A 23,969-nucleotide genomic window follows, 5' to 3' on the forward strand; every position below is an offset into this window, starting at 1 on the left:
AGGAATTCGGGTTAAGGCGTCGGCGGGGTCTTGCTGTCGACCTGCGCGGTCGTGACCGGGGGGCCCTTGGCGATCAGCGCGGCGAGCGTGGTGGCATCGCCGCAATCCTGCTTGCACAGCGTCTTGATCTTGGCGAGATTGTCCTTGGCGCGGGCGATCGCGCCCTTCTGCACCAGGGCCTCACCCTGACCGCGCAGCGCGCGCGTGTCGTTCGGGTCGAGCAGCAGCGCCTCGCGATACAGCCGGATCGCCTTGCCCGGCAGGCCGCGCGCATCGGCGACCTCGGCGAGCAGCACGAAGGCGGCGCGGTTGCGCGGATCGACCGTCACCGCCGTTTCCAAAATGTCGGTCGCGCCGTCGAGATTGCCCGCCGCCTTCAGGCTGCGCCCCTGCTCCAGCAATTGCAGCGACCGGGCATCGATCTGGCTGTCGGGACGCTGGCCGCTGAGCGACGTGGAAAGCGAGACCACCGCCAATGCGGCGGCGGCGGCCAGGGACGTCAAACGCATGAGGAACTCCGGACTGGGCACGAAGCCGGATGCTAGCATGGTGCCCGGAGGCAGGCGACAAAAAAGCCGTCGGTGCCGTGCGTCGCGGGATCGAGGCGACGGCCCGGCCCATGACCCGTACCGATCGCGGGTTCGATCGGCTCGGCCACCCAGCCGGGATGCCGCGCGAGGAAGGCGGCGACCTGGTTGGTCCCTTCGGCGTCCAGCAGCGAGCAGACGATATAGACCATCCGCCCGCCCGGCTTCACCAGCCCCGCGCCGATCGCCATTACCTGTTCCTGCATCGCGCGCAGACGCTGCAATCGCTCCGGGGTCAGCCGCCAGCGCGCTTCGGGATTGCGCCGCCAGGTGCCGGTGCCCGAACAGGGCGCATCGATCAGGACGCCATCGGCCTTGCCCGCCCAGTCGGCCAGCATCTCGGCCTCGTGCCCCGGATTGAGCAACCGGCTCTCGATGATGCTCGCCCCCGCCCGCTCGGCGCGCGGCGGCAATTTCTGGAGCCGCGCCCGGTCGATATCGCAGGCGAGCAGCGCGCCCTGATTGGCCATGGCGGCGGCCAGCTGGAGCGTCTTGCCCCCCGCCCCGGCGCACAGGTCGACCAGCCATTCGCCGGGTTTCGCGTTCAGCGCCGCGCCGACCAGCTGGCTGCCCTCGTCCTGCACCTCGACCAGTCCGGCGCGGTAGAGGTCGGACGACTCCACCGCCGTCCCGTTGGGCAGGCGGATGCCGAGCGGGGCGAGCGGCGTGGCCGCGCCCTCGGGCCATTGCTCCAGCACCGCCTCGCGCGTGGTCGCCAGACTGTTGACGCGCAGATCGAGCGGCGCGCGGTCGACCAGCGCGGCCTGCCGGGTCGCATCCAGCCCGGACGCGGTCAGCGCCTCGACCAGCCAGCCCGGCGCCACCCCGCCCTCGGCGCGCGGTTCGTCGGGGGCGATCGGCGCGGGGCCATGGCCCGCCCCGTCGAAGGTCGCCGCCACCGCCGGATCGCGATCGGCGACCGCAACCATCGCGGCCCGGCCCGAAACCGGCATCGGTCCGGCCTGCCGGATCGCGGCATAGACCAGCTCGCGCACCGCCCGCCGGTCCTTCGACCCGGCATAGCGACGCGTCGCGAAATAACGCGCGATCAGCGTGTCCGCCGCCGCACCGCCGCTGGCGGCGGCGGCGACGATCTCGTCCAGCAGTTCGATCGCCGCCTGGGTGCGGGCACCGGGGGTCATGCGCGGGCGTCCCTCGGCTCAGCGGGTCGGGTAATTGGGAGCTTCCCGCGTGATCGTCACGTCATGGACATGGCTTTCCTTCAGGCCAGCCCCCGTGATCTGGACGAACTGGGCCCGTTCGCGCAGGTCCTTCAGCGTCGCCGAGCCGGTATAGCCCATCGCCGCCTTGATCCCGCCGACCAGCTGGTGGATGACGTCGCGCGCCGGGCCCTTATAGGCGACCTGGCCCTCGATGCCCTCGGGCACCAGCTTCATCTGATCCTTGATATCGCCCTGGAAATAGCGGTCCGCCGAGCCGCGACCCATCGCGCCGACCGAGCCCATGCCGCGATAGGACTTATAGGCACGGCCCTGGTACAGGAAGGTCTCGCCCGGCGCTTCCTCGGTGCCCGCGAGCAGCGAGCCGACCATGCAGGCGCCCGCCCCCGCCGCCAGCGCCTTGGCGAGATCGCCCGAGGTGCGCAGGCCGCCATCGGCGATCACCGGCACGCCCGACTTCCAGCCTTCCTCGGCGCAGTCCATCACGGCGGTCAGCTGGGGCACGCCGACGCCCGCGACGACGCGGGTGGTGCAGATCGAACCCGGCCCGATGCCGACCTTCACCGCATCGGCGCCCGCATCGATCAGCGCGCGCGTGGCGGCGGCGGTGGCGACATTGCCCGCGATCACCTGCACCGTGTCGGACAGCTTCTTGGCCGCCTCGACCGCGCGAGCGACGTCGCGGTTATGGCCGTGCGCGGTGTCGATGATGACGCAGTCGACCTCCGCCTCGATCAGCGCGCGGGTCCGCTCGAACCCCTTTTCGCCCACCGTCGAAGCCGCAGCGACGCGCAGGCGACCGGCGGCGTCCTTGGTGGCCGAGGGATAGGTGACGGCCTTCTCGATATCCTTGACGGTGATCAGGCCGACGCAGCGATAGCTTTCGTCGACGACCAGCAGCTTCTCGATCCGGCGCGCGTGGAGCAGGCGGCGTGCCTCGTCCTGGCCGACGCCGACCTTCACGGTCGCCAGATCCTCATGCGTCATCAGCTCGGACACCGGCTGTTGCGGGTTTTCGGCGAAGCGCACGTCGCGGTTGGTCAGGATGCCGACGAGACGGCCGTCGAATTCGACGACGGGGATGCCGCTGATCCGGTGCCGCGCCATCAGCGCCTGCGCCTCGGCCAGCGTCGCGGTCGGCGAGATGGTGATCGGGTTGACGACCATGCCGCTCTCGAACCGCTTGACCTGGCGCACCGCGGCGACCTGCTGATCGAGCGTCAGGTTGCGGTGCAGAACGCCCATGCCGCCCAGCTGCGCCATGACGATCGCCATGTCGGCCTCGGTCACGGTGTCCATCGCCGCCGACAGGACGGGGATGTTGAGCGCGATCGAGCGGGTCAGTTGCGTGCGCGTGTCCGCGCTGCTCGGCAGAACGTCGGACTCCTGCGGAACGAGGAGCACGTCGTCGAAGGTGAGGCCGAGGCGGATATCCATGGGGCTGCCAAATCCTGCGAAGGGAACAAGTGGCGGGCCATGTAACCAAAGCGAGCCGTTCCCGCTAGGCCCTTGCTGCACCGCCATGCTAGAACGTGTCAGGATCGATCACTGGGGGAGTTTGTCGATGGGCGTGATCATTGCCGCGCTGGCGGTGCTGCTGGTGCTTCTGTATCTGATGATGTCGATCAAGATCGTCCGCCAGGGCTATCAGTACACGATCGAGCATTTCGGCCGCTATACCGGCACGGCCGCCCCCGGCTTCAACTTCTATCCCGCCTTCTTCTATCGCGTCGGTCGCCGCGTGAACATGATGGAACAGGTGATCGACATTCCGGGACAGGAGATCATCACCAAGGACAATGCGATGATCTCGACCGACGGGGTCGTCTTCTTCCAGGTGCTGGATGCACCCAAGGCCGCCTATGAGGTGTCGGACCTGTATGTCGCGCTGCTGAACTTGGTGACGACCAACTTGCGCACGGTCATGGGCGCGATGGATCTGGACGAAACCTTGTCCAAGCGCGACGAGATCAATGCGCGGCTGCTCAATGTGGTCGACCATGCGACCACGCCCTGGGGGGTGAAGATCACCCGCGTCGAGATCAAGGACATCCGCCCGCCGGTCGATATCGTCAACGCCATGGCGCGCCAGATGAAGGCCGAACGCGAGAAGCGCGCCAACATCCTGGAGGCGGAAGGCTCGCGCGCTTCGGAAATCCTGCGCGCCGAGGGCCAGAAGCAGGCGCGCATCCTGGAGGCCGAAGGCCGCCGCGAGTCGGCGTTCCGCGACTCCGAAGCCCGCGAGCGCGCCGCCGAGGCGGAGGCCAAGGCGACGCGAGTCGTGTCCGATGCGATCGCCTCGGGCGGGACGCAGGCGATCAACTATTTCGTCGCGCAGAAATATGTCGAGGCGGTGGGCAAGTTCGCGACCAGCCCCAATGCCAAGACGATCCTCTTCCCGGTCGAGGCGACCCAACTGATCGGGACGCTGGGCGGCATCGGCGAGTTGGCGAAGGAAGCGCTCGCCCCGAACAAGCCGGGCGCCGCCACCCCGCCCGCCAGGCCGGGGCCGTTCGAGCCGTCGGGTTCGTGAGCCTGGGGGAGATCGACCCCGCCGCGCTCTGGCTGGCGGCGGGGTTGGTGCTGGGCATCTCCGAGCTGCTAGTGCCGGGCGTATTCCTGATCTTCCTCGCCATCGCGGCGGGGGTGACGGCGCTGACCGTCTGGGCGTTGCCGGACCTGCCGGTCGGGCTGCAACTCGCCGATTTCGCGGTGTGGAGCGTGGTGTGCGTCGTGATCGGGCGGCGCTGGTACCGGGACTTTCCCGTGGACAGCGATGCGCCGGTCCTGAACGAGCCCGCCCGGCGGCTGCGCGGGCAGATCGTGACGGTCACGACGCCGATCACGGGGGGCGAAGGGCGCGCGCGGCTGGGCGACGGCGAATGGCCGGTGCGCGGACCCGATGCCGCCACGGGGACTCGGCTGCGCGTGGCGCATGTCGATGGCGGCGTGTTGCTGGTGGAGCCCTTGGCGGATTGAGGCCGGTGTCGGGGCGTGGCCTTCGACTTCGCTCAGGCTGAACGGGCGTTGTTGCGGATTCCCGAAACCCCGTTCAGCCTGAGCGCAGTCGAAGGCCAAGGGAGAACGCCCGCCATGAGCGCCCTCCTCACCCGAGAAGCTACGCCCCCACCGTCACCTTGGGCGCCGCCGCGCGGACACCTTCGTCGACATGGTCCGCGAACTGGCCGAAATTCTCGTTGAACAGATCGACCAGCTTGGCCGCCGTCGCGTCATAGGCCGCCTTGTCCGCCCAGGTATCACGCGGGTTGAGGATGGCCGGATCGACGCCGGGCACCGCGACCGGCACTTGGAAGCCGAAATTGGGATCGGTCCGGAACTCGGCCTGGTTGAGACTGCCGTCGAGCGCGGCGTTGAGCAGCGCGCGGGTCGCCTTGATCGGCATGCGGTGGCCGACGCCATATTTGCCGCCGGTCCAGCCGGTATTGACCAGCCAGCAATCCACGCCCCCCTTGGCGATCCGCTCCTTGAGCAGATTGCCATAGACCGAGGGATGACGCGGCATGAAGGGCGCGCCGAAACAGGTCGAGAAGGTCGCATCGGGCTCGGTCACGCCGATCTCGGTCCCCGCGACGCGCGCGGTATAGCCCGACAGGAAGTGATACATGGCCTGTTCGGGCGTCAGCTTGGCGATCGGCGGCAGGATGCCATAGGCGTCCGCCGTCAGCATCACGATGTTGCGCGGCACGCCCCCCATATTGTCCTTCGACGCATTGGGGATGAAGTCGATCGGGTACGCCCCCCGGCTGTTCTCGGCCAGGCTGTTGTCGTTCAGGTCAAGCTGGCGCGTGACCGGGTCCATCACGACGTTTTCCAGGACCGTCCCGAACCGCTTGGTCGTGGCGAAGATCTCGGGCTCGGCCTCGGGCGAGAGGCGGATCATCTTGGCATAGCAGCCGCCCTCGAAATTGAAGACCGCCGTGTCGGACCAGCCATGCTCGTCATCGCCGATCAGCGTGCGGCTGGCATCCGCCGACAGCGTCGTCTTGCCGGTGCCCGACAGGCCGAAGAACACCGCCGTCGATCCGTCCGCGCCCATATTGGCCGAACAATGCATCGGCATGACGCCGGTCGTCGGCAGCAGATAGTTGAGGAGGCCGAAGACCGACTTCTTCATCTCGCCCGCATAGCGCGTGCCGCCGATCAGGATCAGCTTCTCGGTCATGTTGACCGCGATGACGGTCGAGGAGCGGCAGCCGTGGCGCGCGGGATCGGCGCGGAAGCTGGGCAGGTCGATGATCGTATAGTCGGCGACGAACTTGCGCAGCTCATGCTCTTCGGGGCGGACCAGCATGGTGCGGATGAACAGGTTGTGCCAGGCCAGCTCGGTCACGACGCGGACGCGGACCCGGTGCTCGGGCTGCGATCCGCCATACAGATCCTGGACGAACAGATCTTCCTTCTGGCCCAGCGCGGCGAAGAAATCGGCCTTGAGCGCGGCGAAATCGTCGGGGCTCATCGGCTTGTTGGTCTTGCCCCACCAGACGGTATCGCGGGTCTCGTCGTCGCGGACCATGAACTTGTCCTGCGCCGAGCGGCCGGTGTGCTCGCCCGTCTCGACCACCAGCGGGCCGTCGGCGGACAGCTTGCCCTCGCCCCGCGCGACCGCCGTTTCGATCAGCCGCGCCGTCACCAGGTTCCAATGCAGCGTCGCGCGGGTTTCGATCCCCTGCGCCTGCAATCCGATCTCCGGAATCCGTTCGTTCATAAGAGCTTCCTCATTCCCTCATGCCGGGTGCCGGAAGTTCCGGCACCTCTTGCCGCCGCATAGGAATATGTATGCGTCCCCCTTTTCATAGCCGCTTTGTTTAACACGTCAAACACACGAATCCGCAAAGACGGTTGAGCCGTGTCCCGCTTTGGCCTAACCGAGTGCGCATGGCCGACCGATCGCACGCCACGTTCCAGGGCAAGTCCATCGCATGACCGCTACGATCGCGCTGGTCGACGACGACCGGAACATCCTGACCTCGGTGTCGATCGCGCTTCAGGCGGAGGGTTTCCTCACGCGCATCTATGCCGATGGCGAAGCCGCGCTGAAGGCGCTGATCGACAATCCGCCCGACCTGGCCATCTTCGACATCAAGATGCCGCGCATGGACGGGCTGGAACTGCTGCGGCGCCTGCGCGAGAAGAGCCAGATCCCGGTGATCTTCCTGACCAGCAAGGATGACGAGCTGGACGAGGCGCTGGGGCTGGCGATGGGGGCGGATGATTATATCGCCAAGCCCTTTTCCCAACGGCTGCTGATCGCGCGCATCCGTGCGATCCTGCGCCGGTCGGAGGCGTCCGGGCAGGTGCAGGGCACGACCGCGGCCGAGGTGCAGGGCCCGCTGACGCGCGGGGCGCTGGCGATGGACCCGGCGCGGCACAAGGTGACGTGGAAGGACGAGCCCGTCACCCTGACCGTGACCGAATTCCTGATCCTGGAGACGCTGGCGCAGCGGCCCGGCATCGTGCGGACCCGCAACCAGTTGATGGATGCGGCCTATCAGGACGATATCTATGTCGACGACCGCACGATCGACAGCCACATCAAGCGCCTGCGCCGCAAGTTCCGCCAGGTGGACCCCGATTTCGACGCCATAGAGACGCTTTATGGCGCCGGTTACCGATTCTCCGAGGAGTGAAGCCCCCGATCTGGCCCTGCGCTGGTCGGGCCAGATCTCGCTGACCCAGCGGATCCTGGCGCTCAACATCTTTGCGCTGCTGCTGCTGGCGGGTGGGTTCTTCTACCTCGATTCCTATCGCACCCGGCTGCTCGACAACCGGGTGGCGCAGGCATTGCGCGAGGTGAGGCTGGTCGGCGAGGCGCTTAGCTCGGTCCGGCCGGGCGAGCGCGATGCGCTGATGATGCGGATCGCCAAAGACACTGGCGGGCGGTTGCGGCTCTATGATCCGCAGGGGCGGATGACCGCCGACAGCCGCGACCTGGGCGTGCGCAACTTCGTCCTGCGCGATCCCGACAAGCAGGATTGGGGGCAGGCGATCGCGCGCTTCCTCGACGCCGGGATCGACACCGTCGTCGGTGCCGCGCGGCCGCCCCTCTATCGCGAACGGCGCGGCGGCGCGGAATGGCCCGATGTCGTGGCGGCGCGACAGGCGCGCGTGTCGGGCTCGGTCTGGCGCGCGCCCGACCGCACCCCCGTCATCACCGCCGCCGCCCCGCTGCCCGGCGGCGGCGCGATCATGACGACCGAGAATGCCCGCTTCATCACCGAAACCGTCCGGATCGAGCGGTTCCGGCTGAGCGTTCTGCTGGCGCTCGTCGCGCTGATCTCGGTCCTGCTTTCGCTGTTCCTGGCGCGCACCATCGTCCGGCCGCTCCGGCGGCTGGCCCGCGCGGCGGTCCGCGTCCGGCTGGGCCGCGCACGCGAAGTGGTGGTGCCGCGCCTGCCCGATCGTCGCGACGAACTGGGGATGCTGGCCCGCGCGCTGTCGGATATGAGCCTGGCGCTGCGCGCGCGGATCGATGCGACCGAGGCCTTTGCCGCCGATGTCACCCACGAATTGAAGAACCCCCTCGCCTCGCTCCGCTCCGCAGTCGACAGCCTGGAGATGATCCGCGACCCCGCGCTCCAGGCGCAGCTGCTGGCGATCGTCCGCGACGATGTCCGGCGGCTCGACCGGCTGATCACCGACATCTCCGACGCCTCGCGGCTGGACGCGCAGTTGAGCCGCGCGAAGTTCGATCCGGTCGATCTCCACGCGCTGATCGGCAGGTTGATCGAACAGCGCGAGGCGCGCGGGGTGGAGCGCGGCATCCGCCTGCGCTTCGACTCGCCCGACCCGCGCCCGGCGATCGTCCTGGGCGAAGGCGCGCGGCTGGAACGGGTGTTCGAGAATCTGGTCGCCAATGCGCTGTCCTTCTCGCCCGATCAGGGGGTGGTGGCGATCAGCCTGGCACACGACCATAATGACCTGATCGTCCGCGTCGAGGACGAGGGCCCCGGCGTTCCCGAGGAGGCGCGTGAGGCGATCTTCCGCCGCTTTCACTCGATCCGCCCCGCCGCCGAGGATTTCGGCCGTCATTCAGGCCTGGGCCTCGCCATTGCGCGCACCATCGTCGAGGCGCATCAGGGGCGCATCCATGTCGAATCGCGGGAGGACCGAATGAGCGGCGCGCGTTTCGTCGTCCGACTGCCGCTGGCGCCCGTGCCATGACACTGGCCGATGATCGTGCCGAACTGATCCACGCGACCTGTGTCGTCGTGAAGGGCATGGGCGTGCTGCTGCGCGGGCCATCGGGCGCGGGCAAGTCCGACCTGGCGCTGCGGCTGATCGATCGCGGTGCGATGCTGATCGGTGACGATTACGTCCAGGCCCGCGGCATGAACGGCCAATTGCAGGTCCGCGTGCCCGAGACGATCGCCGGTCTGATCGAGGTCAGGGGCGTCGGCCTGTGCCCCATGCCGCATCGGCCCGAAGCGATGGTCGGGCTGGTCATCGATCTGGGCGACGAGGACCGCATGCCCGAATGGGCCCGGAGCCTGATCGCGGGCGTTTCCCTGCCTGTGTTTCGCCTCGATCCCCGCCCCGCCTCGGCACCGATCAAGGTCGAGCTTCTCGTTACGCACATCAAGGAGCGCTTGTGATGGACCGCAAACGCATTCTGCTGGTCACCGGCATGTCCGGCGCCGGTACGTCGACCACGCTGAAAACGCTGGAGGATCTGGGCTGGGAGGTGGTGGACAACCTCCCCCTCTTCCTGCTCGACAGTCTGCTGGAGGCGCCGCCGCCCGCCGGCATGGAGGGCAAGAAGCGCCCGCTCGCCATCAGCCTGGGGGTCCGGACGCGCGATTTCGATCCGCACAAGATCTCGCAGCGCGTGGCGCGGCTGAACGAAAGCCCCAGCATCGCGGTCGAGACGCTGTTCCTGAACTGTGGCGGGGCCGAGCTGAAGCGCCGCTATGCCGAGACCCGGCACCGCCATCCGCTGGCCATGGACCGGGCGGCCGATGACGGCATCGCGCACGAACGCGCCCTGCTCGCGCCGCTGCGCGACATGGCCGACCGCCTGCTCGACACGACCAACATGACCAGCAACGACCTGGGCCAGTGGCTGCGCGCCAATTATGCGGTCGAGGGGCTGAGCGAGCCGGTGATGACCGTCATGTCCTTCGGCTTTTCCAAGGGGTTGCCGCGCAACGCCGATCTCGTCTTCGACATGCGCTTCCTGCGCAATCCGCACTGGTCGGCCGAGCTTCGTCCGGGCACCGGGCTGGACCAGCCGGTGATCGACTATATCCGCCACGACCCCGCCTATGAGGCATCGCTCGGCCAGATTGAGGGGCTGCTCGACACGCTGGTGCCGCGTTACATCGCCAGCGGCAAATCCTATATCACCGTCGCGATCGGCTGTACCGGCGGGCGACATCGGTCGGTCCATGTCGCCGAGCGGATCGCGGAACGGTTGCGCAAAAGCGGTTTTTCGCCCACGGTGGTGCATCGTGATTTGCGTGCCGTGCCGAAAGACTCTCTGGAAGCCGGGCCGGCCAAGAAATGATGGATATGCGTGTCTGACATGATCGGTCTGGTTCTGGTGACGCACGGGCGGCTCGCCGATGAGTTCGTGACCGCGATGGTGCATGTGGTCGGCCCCCAGGAGCGGATCGCGACCATCGCGATCGGCCCCGAGGACGATATGGAGGAGCGCCGCGCGGACATCGCCGCGGCGATCGCCACCGTCGATGCCGGGCGCGGCGTGATCGTGCTGACCGACCTGTTCGGCGGCACCCCCTCCAACCTCGCCATCTCGCTGATGGAGCGCGGCCGGGTCGAGGTGATCGCGGGCATGAACCTGCCCATGCTGATTCGCCTGGGATCGGCGCGCAAGGCGATGCAGGTCGTCGATGCCGTCGCCGCCGCGCGCGAGGCGGGACGCAAATATATCTCGGTCGCCTCCGAGGTGCTGGGCGAGGCCGCCGCATGACCGAGCAGAGCCGCTCCGTCCTCATTACCAACCGGCGTGGCCTTCACGCCCGCGCCAGCGCCAAGTTCGTCACCCTCGCCTCGACCCAGCCCTGCGAGGTGCGCGTGGGCAAGGACGGCAGCATGGTGACGGGCACGTCGATCATGGGCCTGATGATGCTGGGCGCCGCGATGGGCGACACGATCACGATCAGCGCGACCGGCGACGGCGCGGGCGAGACGGTCGAGGCGCTGGCCGCGCTGGTGGAAGCGAAGTTCGGCGAAGACTGATGCCCCGTGAAATTACCGCTTATTCCAACCCGCTGATCAAGTGGGTCCGCGACCTGCGCGACAAGCGCCACCGCAAACAGGCGCGCCAGTTCCTCGCCGAGGGCCTGCGCATCCTGACCGAAGCGCGCGAGACGGGTCGGGTGCCGACCCTGTTATTCTATGCCCGCCCCTCGGCCGACCATCCGCTGGTCCGCGAGTTGATCCGCGCGGTCGAAAGGGCAGAGGGCGAGGCGATCGAGACGACGCCGGACATCCTGTCCAAGCTGTCGGGCAAGGACAATCCCCAGGCCGTGGTCGGCGTGTTCGAGGAACTGGGCACGACGCTCGACGCGCTCGACCGATCCTCGGCGGGCATCTGGCTGGTGGCGGAGCGGCTGCGCGATCCGGGCAATCTGGGGACGATCCTGCGCACCGGCGATGCGGTCGGCGCGGGCGGGTTGATCCTGATCGGCGAATGCGTCGACCCCTTCTCGGTCGAGGCGGTGCGCGCCAGCATGGGGGCGCTGTTCACCGTGCCGATCGTGAAGACCGAGTGGCAGCCCTTTCTGGACTGGCTGCGGCAGGGCCCGGGCCAGCTGGTCGGCCTCAGCCTCGACACCGATACGGACTATCGGTCCGCCCGTTATGCCGCGCCGACCTTCCTGCTGACCGGCAACGAGGCGCAGGGGATGCCCGCCGACTATGCGGCGGCGTGCGACCAGCTGGTCAAGATTCCGATGCTGGGCAAGGCCGACAGCCTGAACGCGGCGGTGGCGACGGCGGTGATGGCCTATGAGGTTCTGGCCCAACAAGGTGGTGCGTCGGCGCGCTGACGCATTCGCTCTCGTTCGGTCGGGGTAGAAGTGGTTGGCACGGGGAGAGCGGAGTCCCTTGCACTTCGACTTCGCTCAGTGCGAACGGAGCTTTGGCTAGGGTGAGGGTGAGACTATGACCGTAGCCGCCCCACCCTACCTCCGTTCAGCCTGAGCGAAGTCGAAGGCCACGCCCCGCCCTCGCCCCGACTGCCAGCGGCCACTTACCCGGAAACCTCCGCCCCCTCGCCCGCAAGTTCCACCACCGGCATCAACTTCGTCAGCGGTCGCGCCGCCTGTTCGCCGATGGGGGGCTGGTCGATGCTCTTGCCGCCGGTGTCGATGTTCAACGCCTCGAACCGGCGGGCGCTGGTCAGGACCTGGCTCTCCAGGCTGCCGACAAAGGCGTTATAGGCGGTCATCGCGGTGTCAAGATTCTTGCCCAGCTTCGATACATGCCCGCCCATCACGGCCAGGCGGGCGTAGAGCTCCTTGCCCAGCGCGCCGATCTGCCGCGCTTCCTGCGCCAGCTTTTCCTGCCGCCACACCGCGGCCACCGTCCGAGCGATCGCGATCAGGTTCGTCGGCGTCGCCAGCAGCACCCGCTTGTCGAAGGCGAAGTCCCACAGCGTCGGGTCATGCTCGAGCGCCGCCGACAGGAAATGCTCGCCCGGCACGAACATGATGACGTAATCGGGCGCGTCGTCGAACTGGTTCCAATAGCTCTTATTGCCCAGCCCGTTCACATGCGCGCGCATCGCGGCGGCATGGCGCGACAGGCCCGCCAGCCGCTCGACTTCGTCGACCGCGCCGAACGCGTCCTGATAGTCGTTGAGCGACACCTTGGCGTCGATGACCAGCGCCTTGCCGCCGGGCACGCGCACGATCGCATCGGGGCGCAGCTTCCCGCCCTCGCCGTCCGCCACGCTGACCTCGGTCTGGAAATCGGCATGTTCGGACAGGCCGCAGCTTTCGAGCACGTTGCGCAGCTGCTGCTCGCCCCAGCGGCCCCGCGCCTTGGGGGCGTTGCGCAGCGCGTTGACCAGCTTGGCGGCCTCGCCCGAGACCCGCTCCTGGCCGATGCGCATCGCCTCGATCTGGCCCTTCAGTTCGCCGAATGCGTCGCGGCGCTCGTCCTCGACCTTGCGCACGCCCTCCTCATAGCGTTGCAGCCGCTGGTGGACGGGATCGAGCAAGGCCTTGAGCGTCTGGCCCGAGGCTTCCTCCGACTGGCGGAAGCGGGCCTCGGCGCGTTCCAGGAACTGGCGCTGCGCGACTTCGAGCGCGCGTGCCGCCGCCTCGCCGAACTGGCTGTTGATCTGCTCGCGCGCCTGGCCCAGCGCCTCCAGCGCCTGGGCATGCGCCGCCTCACGCTCCTGCGACCGGGCGCGCAGCTCGGCCAATTCGCGCAGGGCCGCATTGCGCTCGGCCTCCACGGCGTCGCGCGCGGCGCGGATCATGTCGAGATCGGCAGCCCGTCCGCGCAACTCCGCCAGCGCCTGGAGCGCGTCGCTCTTGTCACGCTCGGCGGCGTCGCGCGCGGCGCGCAACGGATCGACCTCGGCCGCGCGCGCCCTGGCCGTCGCCAGCTCCCCCGCCAGCCCGTCGGCCTTGCGCCGGGCCGCCAGCCATCCGGCCAGTCCGCCCAGCAACAGCGCCAGCAGCGCGACGGCAATCAATTCGGGCATTGTCACAACCTGTCAGAACCAAAGGACAGGCCGGAACATAGATCGAACGGGCCCGCACGAACAGGCCCATTCGCGCGAAAGGGATCAGCCCTTGCGCATCTTGTTGAGCTTGCGCATCAACATGTCGCGCTTCAACCGGCTGACATGGTCGATGAACAGCACGCCGTTCAGATGGTCGATCTCATGCTGCATGCAGGTGGCAAGCAGTCCGTCGAGTTCGGCCTCATGCGCCTCGCCCTTTTCGTCCAGCCACTTCACCTGACAGCGCGCGGGCCGCTTCACCTCGGCATATTGCTCGGGGATCGACAGGCAGCCCTCATTATAGCTGGACAGTTCGTCGCTGACCGACAGGATCTCGGGATTGATATAGGCGCGCGGGTTCTTGACCGGCTTGCCCTCTTCATCCTCTTCTTCCTGAAGGTCGATGACCAGCACGCGCTTGTCGACGCCGACCTGGATCGCCGCCAGGCCGATGCCATGCGCGTCGTACATCGTGTCGATCATGTCGGTAACGAGCTGGCGCACGCCGTCGTCCACCGCCTCCACCGGCTTGGAGACGAGACGCAGACGGGGGTCGGGAACTTCGACGATCGGAAGAATGGCCATGACGGTTTCGCTACGGCGCATGGGCAAAAGCGTCAAGCCGGGGCGTCAGACCACCGGCCGACGCGCACGCAGGGCCTGGGCCAGCGTCCCTTCGTCCAGATAGTCGAGCTCGCCGCCGACCGGCAGGCCGTGCGCCAGTTGGGTCACGCGGACCGGGAAGCGCTCGATCCGCTCGGCGATGTAATGCGCGGTCGTCTGCCCCTCCAGCGTGGCGTTCATCGCCAGCACCACCTCGTCGATGCCGCCGCCCTCGATCCGACGGACCAGTGCGTCGATCGCCAGGTCTTCGGGCCGCACGCCCTCCAGCGCGGACAAGCGACCGCCCAGCACATGGAAGCGCCCCGGAAACAGCCGCGACCGCTCCAGCGCCCACAGGTCCGCCACCTCCTCGACCACGCACAGCGCGCCCGCGTCGCGCCTGGGATCGGCACAGATCGCGCACGGGTTCGCGGTGTCGATATTACCGCAGGTCGAACAGGTCTCCAGCCGCTCCTCGACCGCCGCCAGCGCCGACAGCAAGGGGGCCAGCGCCGCCTCGCGCTTCTTGAGCAGGTGCAGGACCGCGCGCCGCGCCGAACGGGGGCCAAGGCCGGGGATGCGCGCCAGCGCCTGGGTCAGCGCCTCGATCTCGGGGGATGCCATGGGGAACAGATAGGGGGTTGCGCGCCGTCCCGCCAGCGCAGAGAGGCATTGCCATGCGGATCATCTTCATGGGCACGCCGGGCTTTGCCGTCCCGGTCCTGGAAGCCCTGGCGCAGGCCGGGCATGACATCGTCGCCAGCTATAGCCAGCCGCCCCGCCCCGGCGGGCGGCGCGGGCGGCAACTGGTCGCCTCGCCGGTACAGCAGGCGGCCGAAGCGCTGGGCATCCCCGTCCTCACCCCCGTGTCGTTGCGCGGCGAGGAGGAACAGGCGCGGTTCGCCGCGCACGCCGCCGATGTCGCGGTGGTCGCCGCCTATGGGCTGATCCTGCCCAGACCGATCCTGGCCGCGCCGCGCCTCGGCTGCCTGAACGTCCATGGCTCGCTGCTGCCCCGGTGGCGCGGGGCCGCGCCGATCCAGCGGGCGATCCTGGCGGGGGATGCGGTGACCGGCGTCGGCATCATGCAGATGGAAGCGGGGCTCGACACCGGCCCGGTCAAGCTGGAGGACTCCACCCCGATCGGACGCAAGACGACGGGCGAGCTGACCGACGAGCTGGCGGCGATGGGCGCGCGGCTGATGGTCCGGGTGCTGGAGGACCCCGACCGCTATCCCGCGCGGACGCAGCCCGAGGAGGGCGTCACCTATGCCGCGAAGATCGACAAGGCCGAGACGCGGATCGACTTCACCCGCCCCGCCGTCGAGGTCGAGCGGCAGGTCCGTGCGTTCAACCCGGCACCCGGCGCCTGGTTCGAGGTCGCGGGGGAGCGGGTGAAGCTGCTCGCCGCCGAGCCGGTCGCGGCCGAAGGGGGCCCCGGCGAAGTGCTGGACGATGCGCTGACCATCGCGTGCGGCGAAGGTGCGCTGCGCGCCGTCTCGGTCCAGCGGGCGGGACGCGGCGTGTCGAGCGCGGACGAGTTGCTGCGCGGCTTTGCGATCCCGGCGGGAACCCGGCTTTGACCCGTTTCGCGCTGACGGTCGAATTTGACGGGCGGCCCTTCATGGGCTGGCAGCGCCAGTCGCATGGGCCGAGCGTGCAGCAGGCGCTGGAGGATGCGATCCATGCCGTGACCGGCGAGCGCACCGCCGTCCATGCCGCCGGGCGCACCGATGCGGGGGTGCACGGGCTGGCGATGCGCGCCCATGTCGACATCGCCAAGGACATCGCGCCCTTCCGCCTGATGGAGGCGATCAACGCGCGGATCCGCCCGAACCCGGTGGCGGTGCTGGACTGCGTGACGGTGGCCGACGGCTGGCATGCGCGTTTTTCGTGCATCCGCCGGTCTTACGAATATCGCATCGTCAACCGCCGCGCCCCCCTGACCCACGAAGCGGGGCTGGCATGGCAGGTGCCCCAGCCGCTGGACGAGGCCGCGATGGCCGAGGCAGCCTCCCGGCTGGTCGGGCGGCACGACTTCACCACCTTCCGCTCGGTCCATTGCCAGGCGGACAGCCCGGTTCGCACGCTGGACCTGCTGTCGGTCGAGCGGGTCGGCGTGCGGCTCTATATCCGCGCCGCCGCCCGGTCGTTCCTCCACCATCAGGTACGGTCGATGGTCGGCTGTCTCGCGCTGGTCGGCATGGGGCGCTGGACGCCGGACGATGTCGAGGCGGCACTGGTCGCCCGCGACCGCGCGCAGCTGGGGCTGAACGCGCCGTCGGACGGGCTGTTCTTCGTCGCGGCGGATTATCCCTCGGACGGCTGACGCACGAAGCGCGCCGCCAGCTCGACATGGGTGGACCAGCGGAACTGGCCCACCGGCTGCACCCATTCCAGCTGCCAGCCCTGATCGACCATCTCCCGCGCGTCGCGTGCGAAGCTGGCCGGGTTGCACGAGACATAGGCGACCGAGGCGACATTGGCGCTGGCCAGCGCCGCCGCCTGATCGCGTGCGCCCGCGCGCGGCGGGTCGAGCACGATCGCGTCGAAACGGTCCAGCTCCGCCTTGGTCAGCGGGCGGCGATACAGGTCGCGATGCTCGGCAAAGACCGGCCGCCCCTGCGCATTGGCGGCCCCTTTTAGCGACAGGATCGCGTCGCGCGCACCCTCGGCCGCATAGACCTTGCCGGGCAGCGCCAGCGCGAAGGTGCCTAGCCCGGCGAACAGATCGGCCGTCGTGCGCGGCCGACCCACGGCTTCGCGCACCGCCGAGACCAGCGCGGCCTCACCATCGCGCGTCGCCTGGAGAAAGGCACCGGGCGGCAGGGGCACGCCCACGCCGCCGAGCGTCACCGTCACCGGCTCGGGCTCCCAGCGCGTCTCCGGGCCCAGCCCATCATCGACCGCGAATCGCGCGACGCCGTGTCGCTCGCAAAAGCCGATGATCGTCTCCGCCGCTTCGAGGCCATCCGGCGAGAAATTGGTGACGAGGACGTCCGCCCCCTGGTCCGCCAGCGTGAGGTGCACGTCGCCGCGCCGCTTGAACCCCAGCCGCTGGAGCAGCGCGCGCAGCGGCGCGACCAGCGCGAACAGTATGGGGTCGAGGATATGGCATTCGGCGATGTCGACGATCGCGTGGCTCTTTTCCTCCGAAAAGCCGATCATCACGCGCCCGCCCTTCGCCTCGGCGTGCAGCGTCGCGCGACGGCGGCTGCGCGGCGGCGAGACATGGGTGGCGCGAAGCGGCGCGGCCAGCCCCTGCGCGTCCAGCGCGGAGGCGACCCGGTCGGTGACGAAGGCGGCATAGCTTTCGTCGTCCAGATGCTGGAGCTGGCACCCGCCACAGCGGGGGAAATGGCCGCAGGGCGGCTCCTGGTGATGCGGGCCGGGCGTGACGGTGCCGTCCGCTTCCAGCAGGTCGCCGGGGGCGGCAAAGGCGGCGTGGCGGCCGTTTTCGGTCACGCCGTCGCCGCGCGCGGCAACGCGGATGATGATATCGCTCATGCGATCAGCCTCTGACGGCGGAAAGCGCGTCTGCCAAGTCGTCGGCGATGAAAGCCGCCCCGCAACGCCGCGCCGCCTCGGCATGAAGCCACACGCCCGCCGCCGCCGCCTCGAACGGATCGAGCCCGGCCGCCAGCATCGCGCCGACTGCGCCCGCCAGCACGTCGCCGGTCCCAGCGGTCGACAGCCAGGAATTGGCCTCCGGGCACAGGATGGTGCGGCCATCGGGCGCGGCGATGACCGTGTCGGCGCCCTTATGGACGACGACCGCCCCGGTCCGCTCGGCCGCGCGGCGGGTGCGATCGGGCTTGGTGCCGGAGCCATCGCCGAACAGATGGCTGAACTCGCCGCCATGCGGGGTCAGGATCTTGGGGCCGATATGCTGTCCCAGCGCCTCGGCATCGATCAGCCGCAGCGCATCGCCATCGACGACCAGCGGGCGGCCGCTGCCCAGCGCCGCCGCCAGCCGCGCGCTGGCGTCGCCATCCCGGCCCAGGCCGGGACCGATGACGATCGCGCCGATCCGCTGCTCGTCCAGTGCTTCGGGCGCATAGTCGCGGCGAACGATGGCATGCGGATGCACGACGGCGGACGCCCCCGCGCTCAGATGAAGGACATAGCCCGCCCCGGCGCGAAGCGCTGCGGTGGCGGCGAGTTCCGATGCCCCCGACATGCTCCCCGCCACCACCGCGACCATGCCACGGCTATATTTGTGCGATCGGGCGTCGGGCTCGGGCAATGTAGGCCGATCCAGCACATGGGTCGTCCCCTCGACCGGCACGCCGATATCGAGCAGCCGCACCTGCCCCATCCGACCGGCGGCGGGTTGCAACAGGTGCGAGGGCTTCACCGCGCCCAGCGCCAGCGTCACGTCGAAGCGGGGCACCTCGCCCCCTATCGCGCCGTCATCGCTCGCGACCCCGCTGGGCATGTCCACCGCGATGGCGAGCCAGGCCTCGCCCGCCAGCCGCGCCAGCGCCGCCTGCACCACGGGATCGAGCGCCCGCGACAGGCCGATCCCGAACAGCGCATCGACCAGCACCGGCGCAGGACGCGCCGTCGCCAGCAGCTCGACCGGGCCATCCCAAAGCGAGCGGGCCCAGCGCGCACCGTCGCTGCGCGGCTCGTCGCTCGCCGCGACCCGGACGGCGATGCCCCTATGTTTCAGCGTCGCGGCGGCGACATAGCCGTCCCCGCCATTATTGCCGGGGCCGCACAGGACCAGAACCTCGCGTGGGCCCGCGAGCCGGGCCACCGCCTGGGCCACCGCTTCCCCCGCACGGCGCATCAGCGCGGTCGGGTCGAGGCCGGATGCGAAGACCGCCGCCTCGGCCGCGCGCATCGCCTCGGCGGTCAGGACGGTGCGGCCAGCGATCGGGATCATCGCGCGCCGACCGTGGCGGGCAGGCGATAGCGGTCGGGGCCGATGGCGATCTCGATCTCCCGGTCGCCCGCGATGGTGACCTGCGCCGGAAGCGCCCCATCGGCGGCGGCGACGCCGTGACCGTCCTGCGTCACTTTAAGCCGCCGGAACCCGCCATCGGAATGGCGAAGGGTCAGGATCACCGCATCGCCCGCCGCCGATTGCTCGACGGTGCAGTCCTGCGAAAATCGCGCGGCCCCCGCCCGGGCACAGGCAATGGCGAGACCGGGCTTTTGGGCCGGAACGGTGGCGGCGGCGTCATCCCCCGCCTGGCCATCGCTCCGCCCCGAACATCCGGCCAGCGCCAGGGCGCCGGCCAGACAGACGGATTCAGATATCCGCATAGACATGGCGCTCGGACTTGGCGCCGGGATGGGTGACGGCGCCCTGGTGCGCCGGGCCGACATTCTGGGCATAGCGCCACAACACGCCGGACTGGTAATCGTTCATGCGCGGAGTCCAGCGGGCGCGGCGTTCGGCCAGCACCTCCTCGGCCACGTCCAGGTCGATCGTTCCCGCCTCGGCATCGATGCGGATGGTGTCGCCATTCTCGACCAGCGCGATCGGGCCGCCATCCGCCGCCTCGGGCCCGACATGGCCGATGCAGAAGCCGCGCGTGCCGCCCGAGAAGCGCCCGTCGGTGATCAGCGCGACCTTCTCGCCCAGCCCCTGGCCATAGAGTGCGGCGGTGGTCGACAGCATCTCGCGCATGCCCGGACCGCCCTTGGGCCCTTCATAGCGGATGACGACCACGGTGCCGTCGGTGATCTCGCGCGCTTCGACGGCGGCGAACGCCTCTTCCTCGCAGTCGAAGACGCGCGCGGTGCCTTCGAACTGGAGGCGCTTCATGCCCGCCACCTTCACGATCGCCCCCTCTGGCGCCAGGCTGCCGCGCAGGCCCACGACGCCGCCGGTCGGCGTGATCGGGGTCTTCACGTCATAGATGACCTTCTGGTCGGGGTTCCACGTCACCTCGTCGATATTCTCGGCCAGCGTCTTGCCGGTGACGGTGATGCAGTCGCCGTGCAGATAGCCGCCCGCCAGCAGCGTCTTCATCAGCATATAGACGCCGCCCGCCTCATACATGTCCTTGGCGACATAGCGGCCGCCGGGCTTGAGGTCGGCGATATAGGGGGTGGTCTTGAAGATTTCGGCCACGTCGAACAGGTCGAAGTCGATCCCCGCCTCGTTCGCCATAGCGGGCAGGTGAAGCCCGGCATTGGTCGAGCCGCCGGTCGCGGCGACGACGCGCGCCGCATTCTCGAACGCCTCACGGGTGCAGATGTCGCGCGGGCGCAGGTTGCGCGCGACCAGCTCCATCACCTGCTCACCCGCCGCCTCGGCGATGCCGTGCCGGTCGAGGAAGGGCGCGGGCATCATGTTGCTGTTGGGCAGCGACAGGCCGATCGCCTCGCCGACGCACGCCATGGTGTTGGCGGTGAACTGGCCCCCGCACGCGCCGTGACCGGGGCAGGCGACCTTTTCCAGCGCGATCAGGTCATGGAGCGGACAATTGCCCGCCGCATGCTGGCCGACCGCCTCGAACACGTCGACCACGGTCACGTCGCGGTCCTGGTGACGGCCGGGCAGGATCGAGCCGCCATAGACGAAGATCGACGGCACGTTCAGGCGCAGCATCGCCATCATCATGCCGGGCAGCGACTTGTCGCATCCGGCAAAGCCGACCAGCGCGTCATAGCAATGGCCGCGCACCGACAGCTCGACCGAATCCGCGATGACCTCTCGGCTGACCAGCGAGGACTTCATCCCCTGATGGCCCATCGCGATGCCGTCGGTCACGGTGATGGTGTTGAACCGGCGCGGCATGCCGCCGCCGCGGATCACCCCGCCCTGCGCGGCATCGGCCTGTGCATCGAGGGTGGTGTTGCAGGGGGCGGAATTGTTACCCGCACTCGCCAGCGCGACGAACGGCTTGGCGATATCCTCTTCCTGGATACCCATGGCGTAGTAATAGCTGCGGTGCGGCGCACGCTCCGGGCCGACGGAAACGTGGCGGGACGGCAGGCGGGACTTGTCGAATTGGCGTGTCATGACGCAGCCCTATGTCGCCAGACACCCCGCCCACGCAAGCAAATTTCGCGAGCCATGCCATCGACGGGGCTTTTCGCACCCCGTCGGAACGGTCAGAGCGACCCCAGCGCCTTGGCCACGCCGTCCATGGTGAACGGCTTTTGCAGGCGCGGGCGGTCACGGAAGCGTTCGTCCACCGCATCGTCCGACCCGCCGGTGGCGAAGACGAAGGGCACGCCGCGCGCCGCCAACGCTTCGGCGACGGGGGTGCTCTTCTGGCCGCCCCGCAGGTTGACGTCGAGGATGGCGGCGTCGATACCCCCCTCGGCCACCCGCGCCAGCGCGTCGTCGACGCTGTCCACGGTGCCCGCGACCTGTTTGTCGAGGACGTCCAGAAAGTCCTCCAGCATCATGGCGATCAGGGGTTCGTCCTCGACGATGAGGATCTGCACGGGCTCTGTCATCGGCACCGCCATATCATGCTTTGCATCATCCGCCAGCCGCTTGTTGCGCCAGCGCGATCTGCGTGGCCTCGGCAAGCTGCTGGACCGAGAAGGGTTTGGGCAGGAAACCGACATTGGGCAGGGTGATCGACTTGCGCAGCTGTTCCTCGGCATAGCCCGACATGAACAACACGGCCAGGTCGGGATAGCGTTTGCGGACCAGCCCGACCATCGTCGGCCCGTCCATGGTCGGCATGACCACGTCGGAGATCAGCAGGTCGGGCTTGCCATGCCTGTCGAGCATGTCGAGCGCCGCCTCGCCATTTTCCGCCGACAACACGGTATAGCCCTGCCGGGTCAGCGCGCGTTCGGCGACCGCGCGGACCATGTCCTCGTCCTCGACCAGCAGGATCGTGCCCGAACCCCAGGGCGTCGGCGCAGGCAGAGCCGGTTTGACCTCCACCGCCTTGCCGACGGGCACCGCCGGGGCGGCATGGACCGGCAGATAGATGGAGAAGCGCGCGCCCCCGCCCGATGGCGATTCGGCGAAGATATAGCCGCCCGACTGCTTGATGATGCCATAGACGGTCGACAGGCCCAGCCCGGTCCCCTTCCCCATTTCCTTGGTGGTGAAGAAGGGTTCGAAGATCTTGGGCAGGATCTCGACCGGAATGCCCGTGCCGTTGTCGCTGATGATGAGCGCGGTATAGTCGGCGGCGGGCAGGATGTCGTGGTTCATCGCGCGCACGTCGGCCATCGAGACACCGCGGGTCTGGATGGTCAGGATGCCGCCGCCCGCCGGTTCATTCTCCAGGATCGCGTCGCGCGCATTGACCGCCAGGTTGACGACCACCTGCTCAAGCTGCCCCGGATCGGCACGGATCGGGCCCAGGTTGCGGCCATGACTGACGTCCAGCCGGACGCGTTCGCCCAGCAGCCGCTTGAGCAGGTTCGACACTTCCGACACGACATCGGGCAGTTGCAGGATCTGCGGGCGCAGCGTCTGCTGGCGGGAAAAGGCCAGCAACTGGCGGGTCAGGCTCGCCGCGCGGTTGGAGTTGGTGCGGATCTGCTGGATGTCGTCATAATCGCTGTCGCCGGGCGAATGGCGCATCAGCATCAGGTCGCAATGCCCGATGATCGCGGTCAGGATGTTGTTGAAGTCGTGCGCGACGCCGCCCGCCAGCTGGCCGACCGCCTGCATCTTGGTCGCCTGCGCCACTTCGCGCTTGAGGCGACTTTCCTCGGAATTGTCCTTCAGGCTCAACAGCACGGCGGCATCGCCCAGCCCGCGCGCGCCCGCGATGGTCAGTGCGACGGGCTCCTCGGGATGATCCTTCAGCCGGACCGCCATGTCGGCGGAATGAGTCGCTCCCCCGGCGAAGCGGCGAATCGCGTCCGCCACCGCCGCCTTGTCCTCGCGCACCACCAGATCGCCCGGATAGAGCGGCGGCTGCCCGCCATTCACCCCGGCCGCGCGCATGAAGGCGGAGTTCATCTGAAGGAACCGCCCGTCCCGGTCGACCAGCGCGATGCCGAACGGCATCAGCGAGACCAGCCCACGGACATGGTTGCCCGCATTCGCCCCGGTCGGTGCGACCATCTGCTGCTCTTCGTCGAGCAGGACGACCAGCATCGGCGCGCCCTCGCCCTCGACAAAGGGGATTTGCAGGATGCGCAGGCTATGCTGGGTCGCGGCATCCTTTTCGGCGACGAACCGGATCTGGCCGGAGGGGCTGTGGGCGAGGAAGGTCGCGAAGTCGCGGCCGACGATCGACTCCATCTCGCCGCCCATCGCCCGCGCGCACAGCACCCGGTTGGCGGCCCGGACGCGGCCATCGGGGGCGATCAGCGCCGCCATGATCCCCGCCGCGCCCAGCCGGTCGCCATGGATGCCGCCAATTAGCTGCTCGACCGTCTCGGCCAGGTCCTGCTCCTCGGCAATGGCGAAGCGCCAGACCAGCAGGTCCGCCTCGTCCCCCGACCGGGTGACCAGCACCGACAGCTCGGTGCCCATCACCCCGATCCGGTCGGCCCGGCCCAGTCCGTCGCGCCACGCCGTCCGACCCGCCTGGGCCAGCGCCTCGACGCACGGGCCGTCCAGCGGGACGCCCGGCGGGGTCGGCATGCCAGGAAACAGCGCGGCATAGGCCTCGTTGGCGCAGACCAGACGCCCGGCGCGGTCGGTCACCGCGATCGCGTCATGGCTGGCATCGGCGACGACGCGCGCGAAATCCCAGTCGATGGTGCGCCGCATCTCCTGCGCGCGCGGGCTGAGCAGCCGCCACATGACGAGGATGGCCAGCATCAGCAGCGCGGTCGCCAGAAAGCCGGCCGCGACGATCCAGTTCCGGATCGCGAAGAACATCAGTCCCGCCGCCGCCGTCCCGCCCAGGATCGAGACGAGCGCGGCGGCACGGACGGGGGACAGGGTTTCGGAAGACGCGATTGCCATGGTGCGACTCATCGTCCGCC

24 protein-coding genes are annotated in these 23,969 nt (G+C 69.0%); 11 read left to right on the forward strand and 13 right to left on the reverse strand.

What is annotated here, in order from left to right; all coding sequences use genetic code 11:
- Positions 1 to 11: 11 nt before the first annotated feature.
- The 3 genes from QE363_RS13010 to guaB are packed head-to-tail and all read right to left on the reverse strand — an operon-like array spanning position 12 to position 3,205.
- Complete coding sequence (locus QE363_RS13010) at positions 12 to 509, reverse strand: tetratricopeptide repeat protein (RefSeq protein WP_309695870.1); 498 nt, start codon at positions 507 to 509, stop codon at positions 12 to 14.
- 32 nt (positions 510 to 541) lie between these two features.
- Positions 542 to 1,729 carry an RsmB/NOP family class I SAM-dependent RNA methyltransferase gene (locus QE363_RS13015; protein ID WP_309695872.1) on the reverse strand — a complete coding sequence of 396 codons (1,188 nt, stop codon included), beginning with the start codon at positions 1,727 to 1,729 and terminating at the stop codon, positions 542 to 544.
- Positions 1,730 to 1,747: 18 nt separating this feature from the next.
- Positions 1,748 to 3,205, reverse strand: a complete 1,458-nt coding sequence (gene guaB / locus QE363_RS13020) for an IMP dehydrogenase (protein WP_307099198.1) — start codon at positions 3,203 to 3,205, stop codon at positions 1,748 to 1,750.
- A 127-nt stretch (positions 3,206 to 3,332) separates the two neighbouring features.
- On the opposite strand from guaB, the gene QE363_RS13025 reads away from it, so the two are divergent.
- Positions 3,333 to 4,301 (forward strand): SPFH domain-containing protein, encoded by a 969-nt coding sequence (locus QE363_RS13025; RefSeq protein WP_309695875.1) that lies wholly within the window; start codon positions 3,333 to 3,335, stop codon positions 4,299 to 4,301.
- Positions 4,298 to 4,747 (forward strand): NfeD family protein, encoded by a 450-nt coding sequence (locus tag QE363_RS13030; RefSeq protein ID WP_309695877.1) that lies wholly within the window; start codon positions 4,298 to 4,300, stop codon positions 4,745 to 4,747. The genes QE363_RS13025 and QE363_RS13030 overlap by 4 nt, the downstream gene beginning before the upstream one ends.
- Before the next feature lie 139 nt (positions 4,748 to 4,886).
- Here QE363_RS13030 and QE363_RS13035 read toward each other — a convergent pair whose 3' ends face one another.
- Positions 4,887 to 6,494 carry a phosphoenolpyruvate carboxykinase gene (locus QE363_RS13035; protein ID WP_309695879.1) on the reverse strand — a complete coding sequence of 536 codons (1,608 nt, stop codon included), beginning with the start codon at positions 6,492 to 6,494 and terminating at the stop codon, positions 4,887 to 4,889.
- 214 nt (positions 6,495 to 6,708) lie between these two features.
- On the opposite strand from QE363_RS13035, the gene QE363_RS13040 reads away from it, so the two are divergent.
- The 7 genes from QE363_RS13040 to QE363_RS13070 are packed head-to-tail and all read left to right on the forward strand — an operon-like array spanning position 6,709 to position 11,799.
- Positions 6,709 to 7,416, forward strand: a complete 708-nt coding sequence (locus tag QE363_RS13040; protein WP_307099206.1) for a response regulator transcription factor — start codon at positions 6,709 to 6,711, stop codon at positions 7,414 to 7,416.
- The gene (locus QE363_RS13045) at positions 7,385 to 8,950 is read left to right on the forward strand and encodes a stimulus-sensing domain-containing protein (RefSeq protein ID WP_309695881.1); all 1,566 of its coding nucleotides are present in this window, start codon (positions 7,385 to 7,387) and stop codon (positions 8,948 to 8,950) included. Before QE363_RS13040 ends, QE363_RS13045 begins: the two co-directional genes overlap by 32 nt.
- The gene (locus tag QE363_RS13050; protein ID WP_309695882.1) at positions 8,947 to 9,381 is read left to right on the forward strand and encodes an HPr kinase/phosphatase C-terminal domain-containing protein; all 435 of its coding nucleotides are present in this window, start codon (positions 8,947 to 8,949) and stop codon (positions 9,379 to 9,381) included. The genes QE363_RS13045 and QE363_RS13050 overlap by 4 nt, the downstream gene beginning before the upstream one ends.
- Entirely contained in the window at positions 9,381 to 10,292 is a 912-nt protein-coding gene (rapZ, locus tag QE363_RS13055) for an RNase adapter RapZ (protein WP_309695884.1), read from the forward strand. The genes QE363_RS13050 and rapZ overlap by 1 nt, the downstream gene beginning before the upstream one ends.
- Before the next feature lie 18 nt (positions 10,293 to 10,310).
- Positions 10,311 to 10,718 (forward strand): PTS sugar transporter subunit IIA, encoded by a 408-nt coding sequence (locus QE363_RS13060; RefSeq protein ID WP_307104538.1) that lies wholly within the window; start codon positions 10,311 to 10,313, stop codon positions 10,716 to 10,718.
- Positions 10,715 to 10,987 carry an HPr family phosphocarrier protein gene (locus QE363_RS13065; protein ID WP_307099215.1) on the forward strand — a complete coding sequence of 91 codons (273 nt, stop codon included), beginning with the start codon at positions 10,715 to 10,717 and terminating at the stop codon, positions 10,985 to 10,987. Before QE363_RS13060 ends, QE363_RS13065 begins: the two co-directional genes overlap by 4 nt.
- Positions 10,987 to 11,799: an RNA methyltransferase gene (locus tag QE363_RS13070; protein ID WP_309695888.1), complete on the forward strand. Its 813-nt coding sequence runs from the start codon at positions 10,987 to 10,989 to the stop codon at positions 11,797 to 11,799. Before QE363_RS13065 ends, QE363_RS13070 begins: the two co-directional genes overlap by 1 nt.
- Before the next feature lie 203 nt (positions 11,800 to 12,002).
- On the opposite strand, the gene rmuC is transcribed toward QE363_RS13070, so the two are convergent.
- The 3 genes from rmuC to recR all read right to left on the reverse strand — a co-directional run bounded on the left by rmuC (position 12,003) and on the right by recR (position 14,714).
- Positions 12,003 to 13,466 (reverse strand): DNA recombination protein RmuC, encoded by a 1,464-nt coding sequence (gene rmuC / locus QE363_RS13075; RefSeq protein WP_309695890.1) that lies wholly within the window; start codon positions 13,464 to 13,466, stop codon positions 12,003 to 12,005.
- An 84-nt stretch (positions 13,467 to 13,550) separates the two neighbouring features.
- On the reverse strand, positions 13,551 to 14,072 hold the full coding sequence (gene def, locus QE363_RS13080; RefSeq protein ID WP_309695892.1) for a peptide deformylase: 522 nt from the start codon (positions 14,070 to 14,072) through the stop codon (positions 13,551 to 13,553).
- Positions 14,073 to 14,117: 45 nt separating this feature from the next.
- The gene (gene recR, locus QE363_RS13085) at positions 14,118 to 14,714 is read right to left on the reverse strand and encodes a recombination mediator RecR (protein ID WP_307099223.1); all 597 of its coding nucleotides are present in this window, start codon (positions 14,712 to 14,714) and stop codon (positions 14,118 to 14,120) included.
- 53 nt (positions 14,715 to 14,767) lie between these two features.
- On the opposite strand from recR, the gene fmt reads away from it, so the two are divergent.
- The gene (gene fmt, locus QE363_RS13090; protein ID WP_309695894.1) at positions 14,768 to 15,673 is read left to right on the forward strand and encodes a methionyl-tRNA formyltransferase; all 906 of its coding nucleotides are present in this window, start codon (positions 14,768 to 14,770) and stop codon (positions 15,671 to 15,673) included.
- A complete protein-coding gene (truA, locus tag QE363_RS13095) occupies positions 15,670 to 16,419 on the forward strand; it encodes a tRNA pseudouridine(38-40) synthase TruA (RefSeq protein WP_309695896.1) in 750 nt (249 codons plus the stop codon). Before fmt ends, truA begins: the two co-directional genes overlap by 4 nt.
- Here the strand turns inward: truA and QE363_RS13100 are convergent.
- From QE363_RS13100 to QE363_RS13125, 6 genes are all read right to left on the reverse strand, one after another.
- Entirely contained in the window at positions 16,401 to 17,597 is a 1,197-nt protein-coding gene (locus QE363_RS13100; RefSeq protein WP_309695898.1) for a class I SAM-dependent RNA methyltransferase, read from the reverse strand. The two genes, truA and QE363_RS13100, sit on opposite strands and share 19 nt — an antisense overlap.
- Positions 17,598 to 17,601: 4 nt before the next feature.
- On the reverse strand, positions 17,602 to 18,981 hold the full coding sequence (locus QE363_RS13105; RefSeq protein ID WP_309695900.1) for an NAD(P)H-hydrate dehydratase: 1,380 nt from the start codon (positions 18,979 to 18,981) through the stop codon (positions 17,602 to 17,604).
- Entirely contained in the window at positions 18,978 to 19,364 is a 387-nt protein-coding gene (locus tag QE363_RS13110) for a hypothetical protein (RefSeq protein WP_309695902.1), read from the reverse strand. Before QE363_RS13110 ends, QE363_RS13105 begins: the two co-directional genes overlap by 4 nt.
- On the reverse strand, positions 19,351 to 21,072 hold the full coding sequence (gene ilvD, locus QE363_RS13115; RefSeq protein WP_309695905.1) for a dihydroxy-acid dehydratase: 1,722 nt from the start codon (positions 21,070 to 21,072) through the stop codon (positions 19,351 to 19,353). The genes QE363_RS13110 and ilvD overlap by 14 nt, the downstream gene beginning before the upstream one ends.
- A 92-nt stretch (positions 21,073 to 21,164) precedes the next feature.
- Positions 21,165 to 21,515, reverse strand: coding sequence for a response regulator (locus tag QE363_RS13120; RefSeq protein WP_307099237.1), 351 nt, complete (start codon positions 21,513 to 21,515; stop codon positions 21,165 to 21,167).
- A 25-nt stretch (positions 21,516 to 21,540) separates the two neighbouring features.
- Positions 21,541 to 23,949, reverse strand: a complete 2,409-nt coding sequence (locus tag QE363_RS13125; protein WP_309695908.1) for a response regulator — start codon at positions 23,947 to 23,949, stop codon at positions 21,541 to 21,543.
- Positions 23,950 to 23,969 lie beyond the last annotated feature (20 nt).

The sequence above is a fragment of the Sphingomonas sp. SORGH_AS_0870 genome (assembly GCF_031453175.1).
Classification (GTDB): Bacteria; Pseudomonadota; Alphaproteobacteria; order Sphingomonadales; family Sphingomonadaceae; genus Sphingomonas.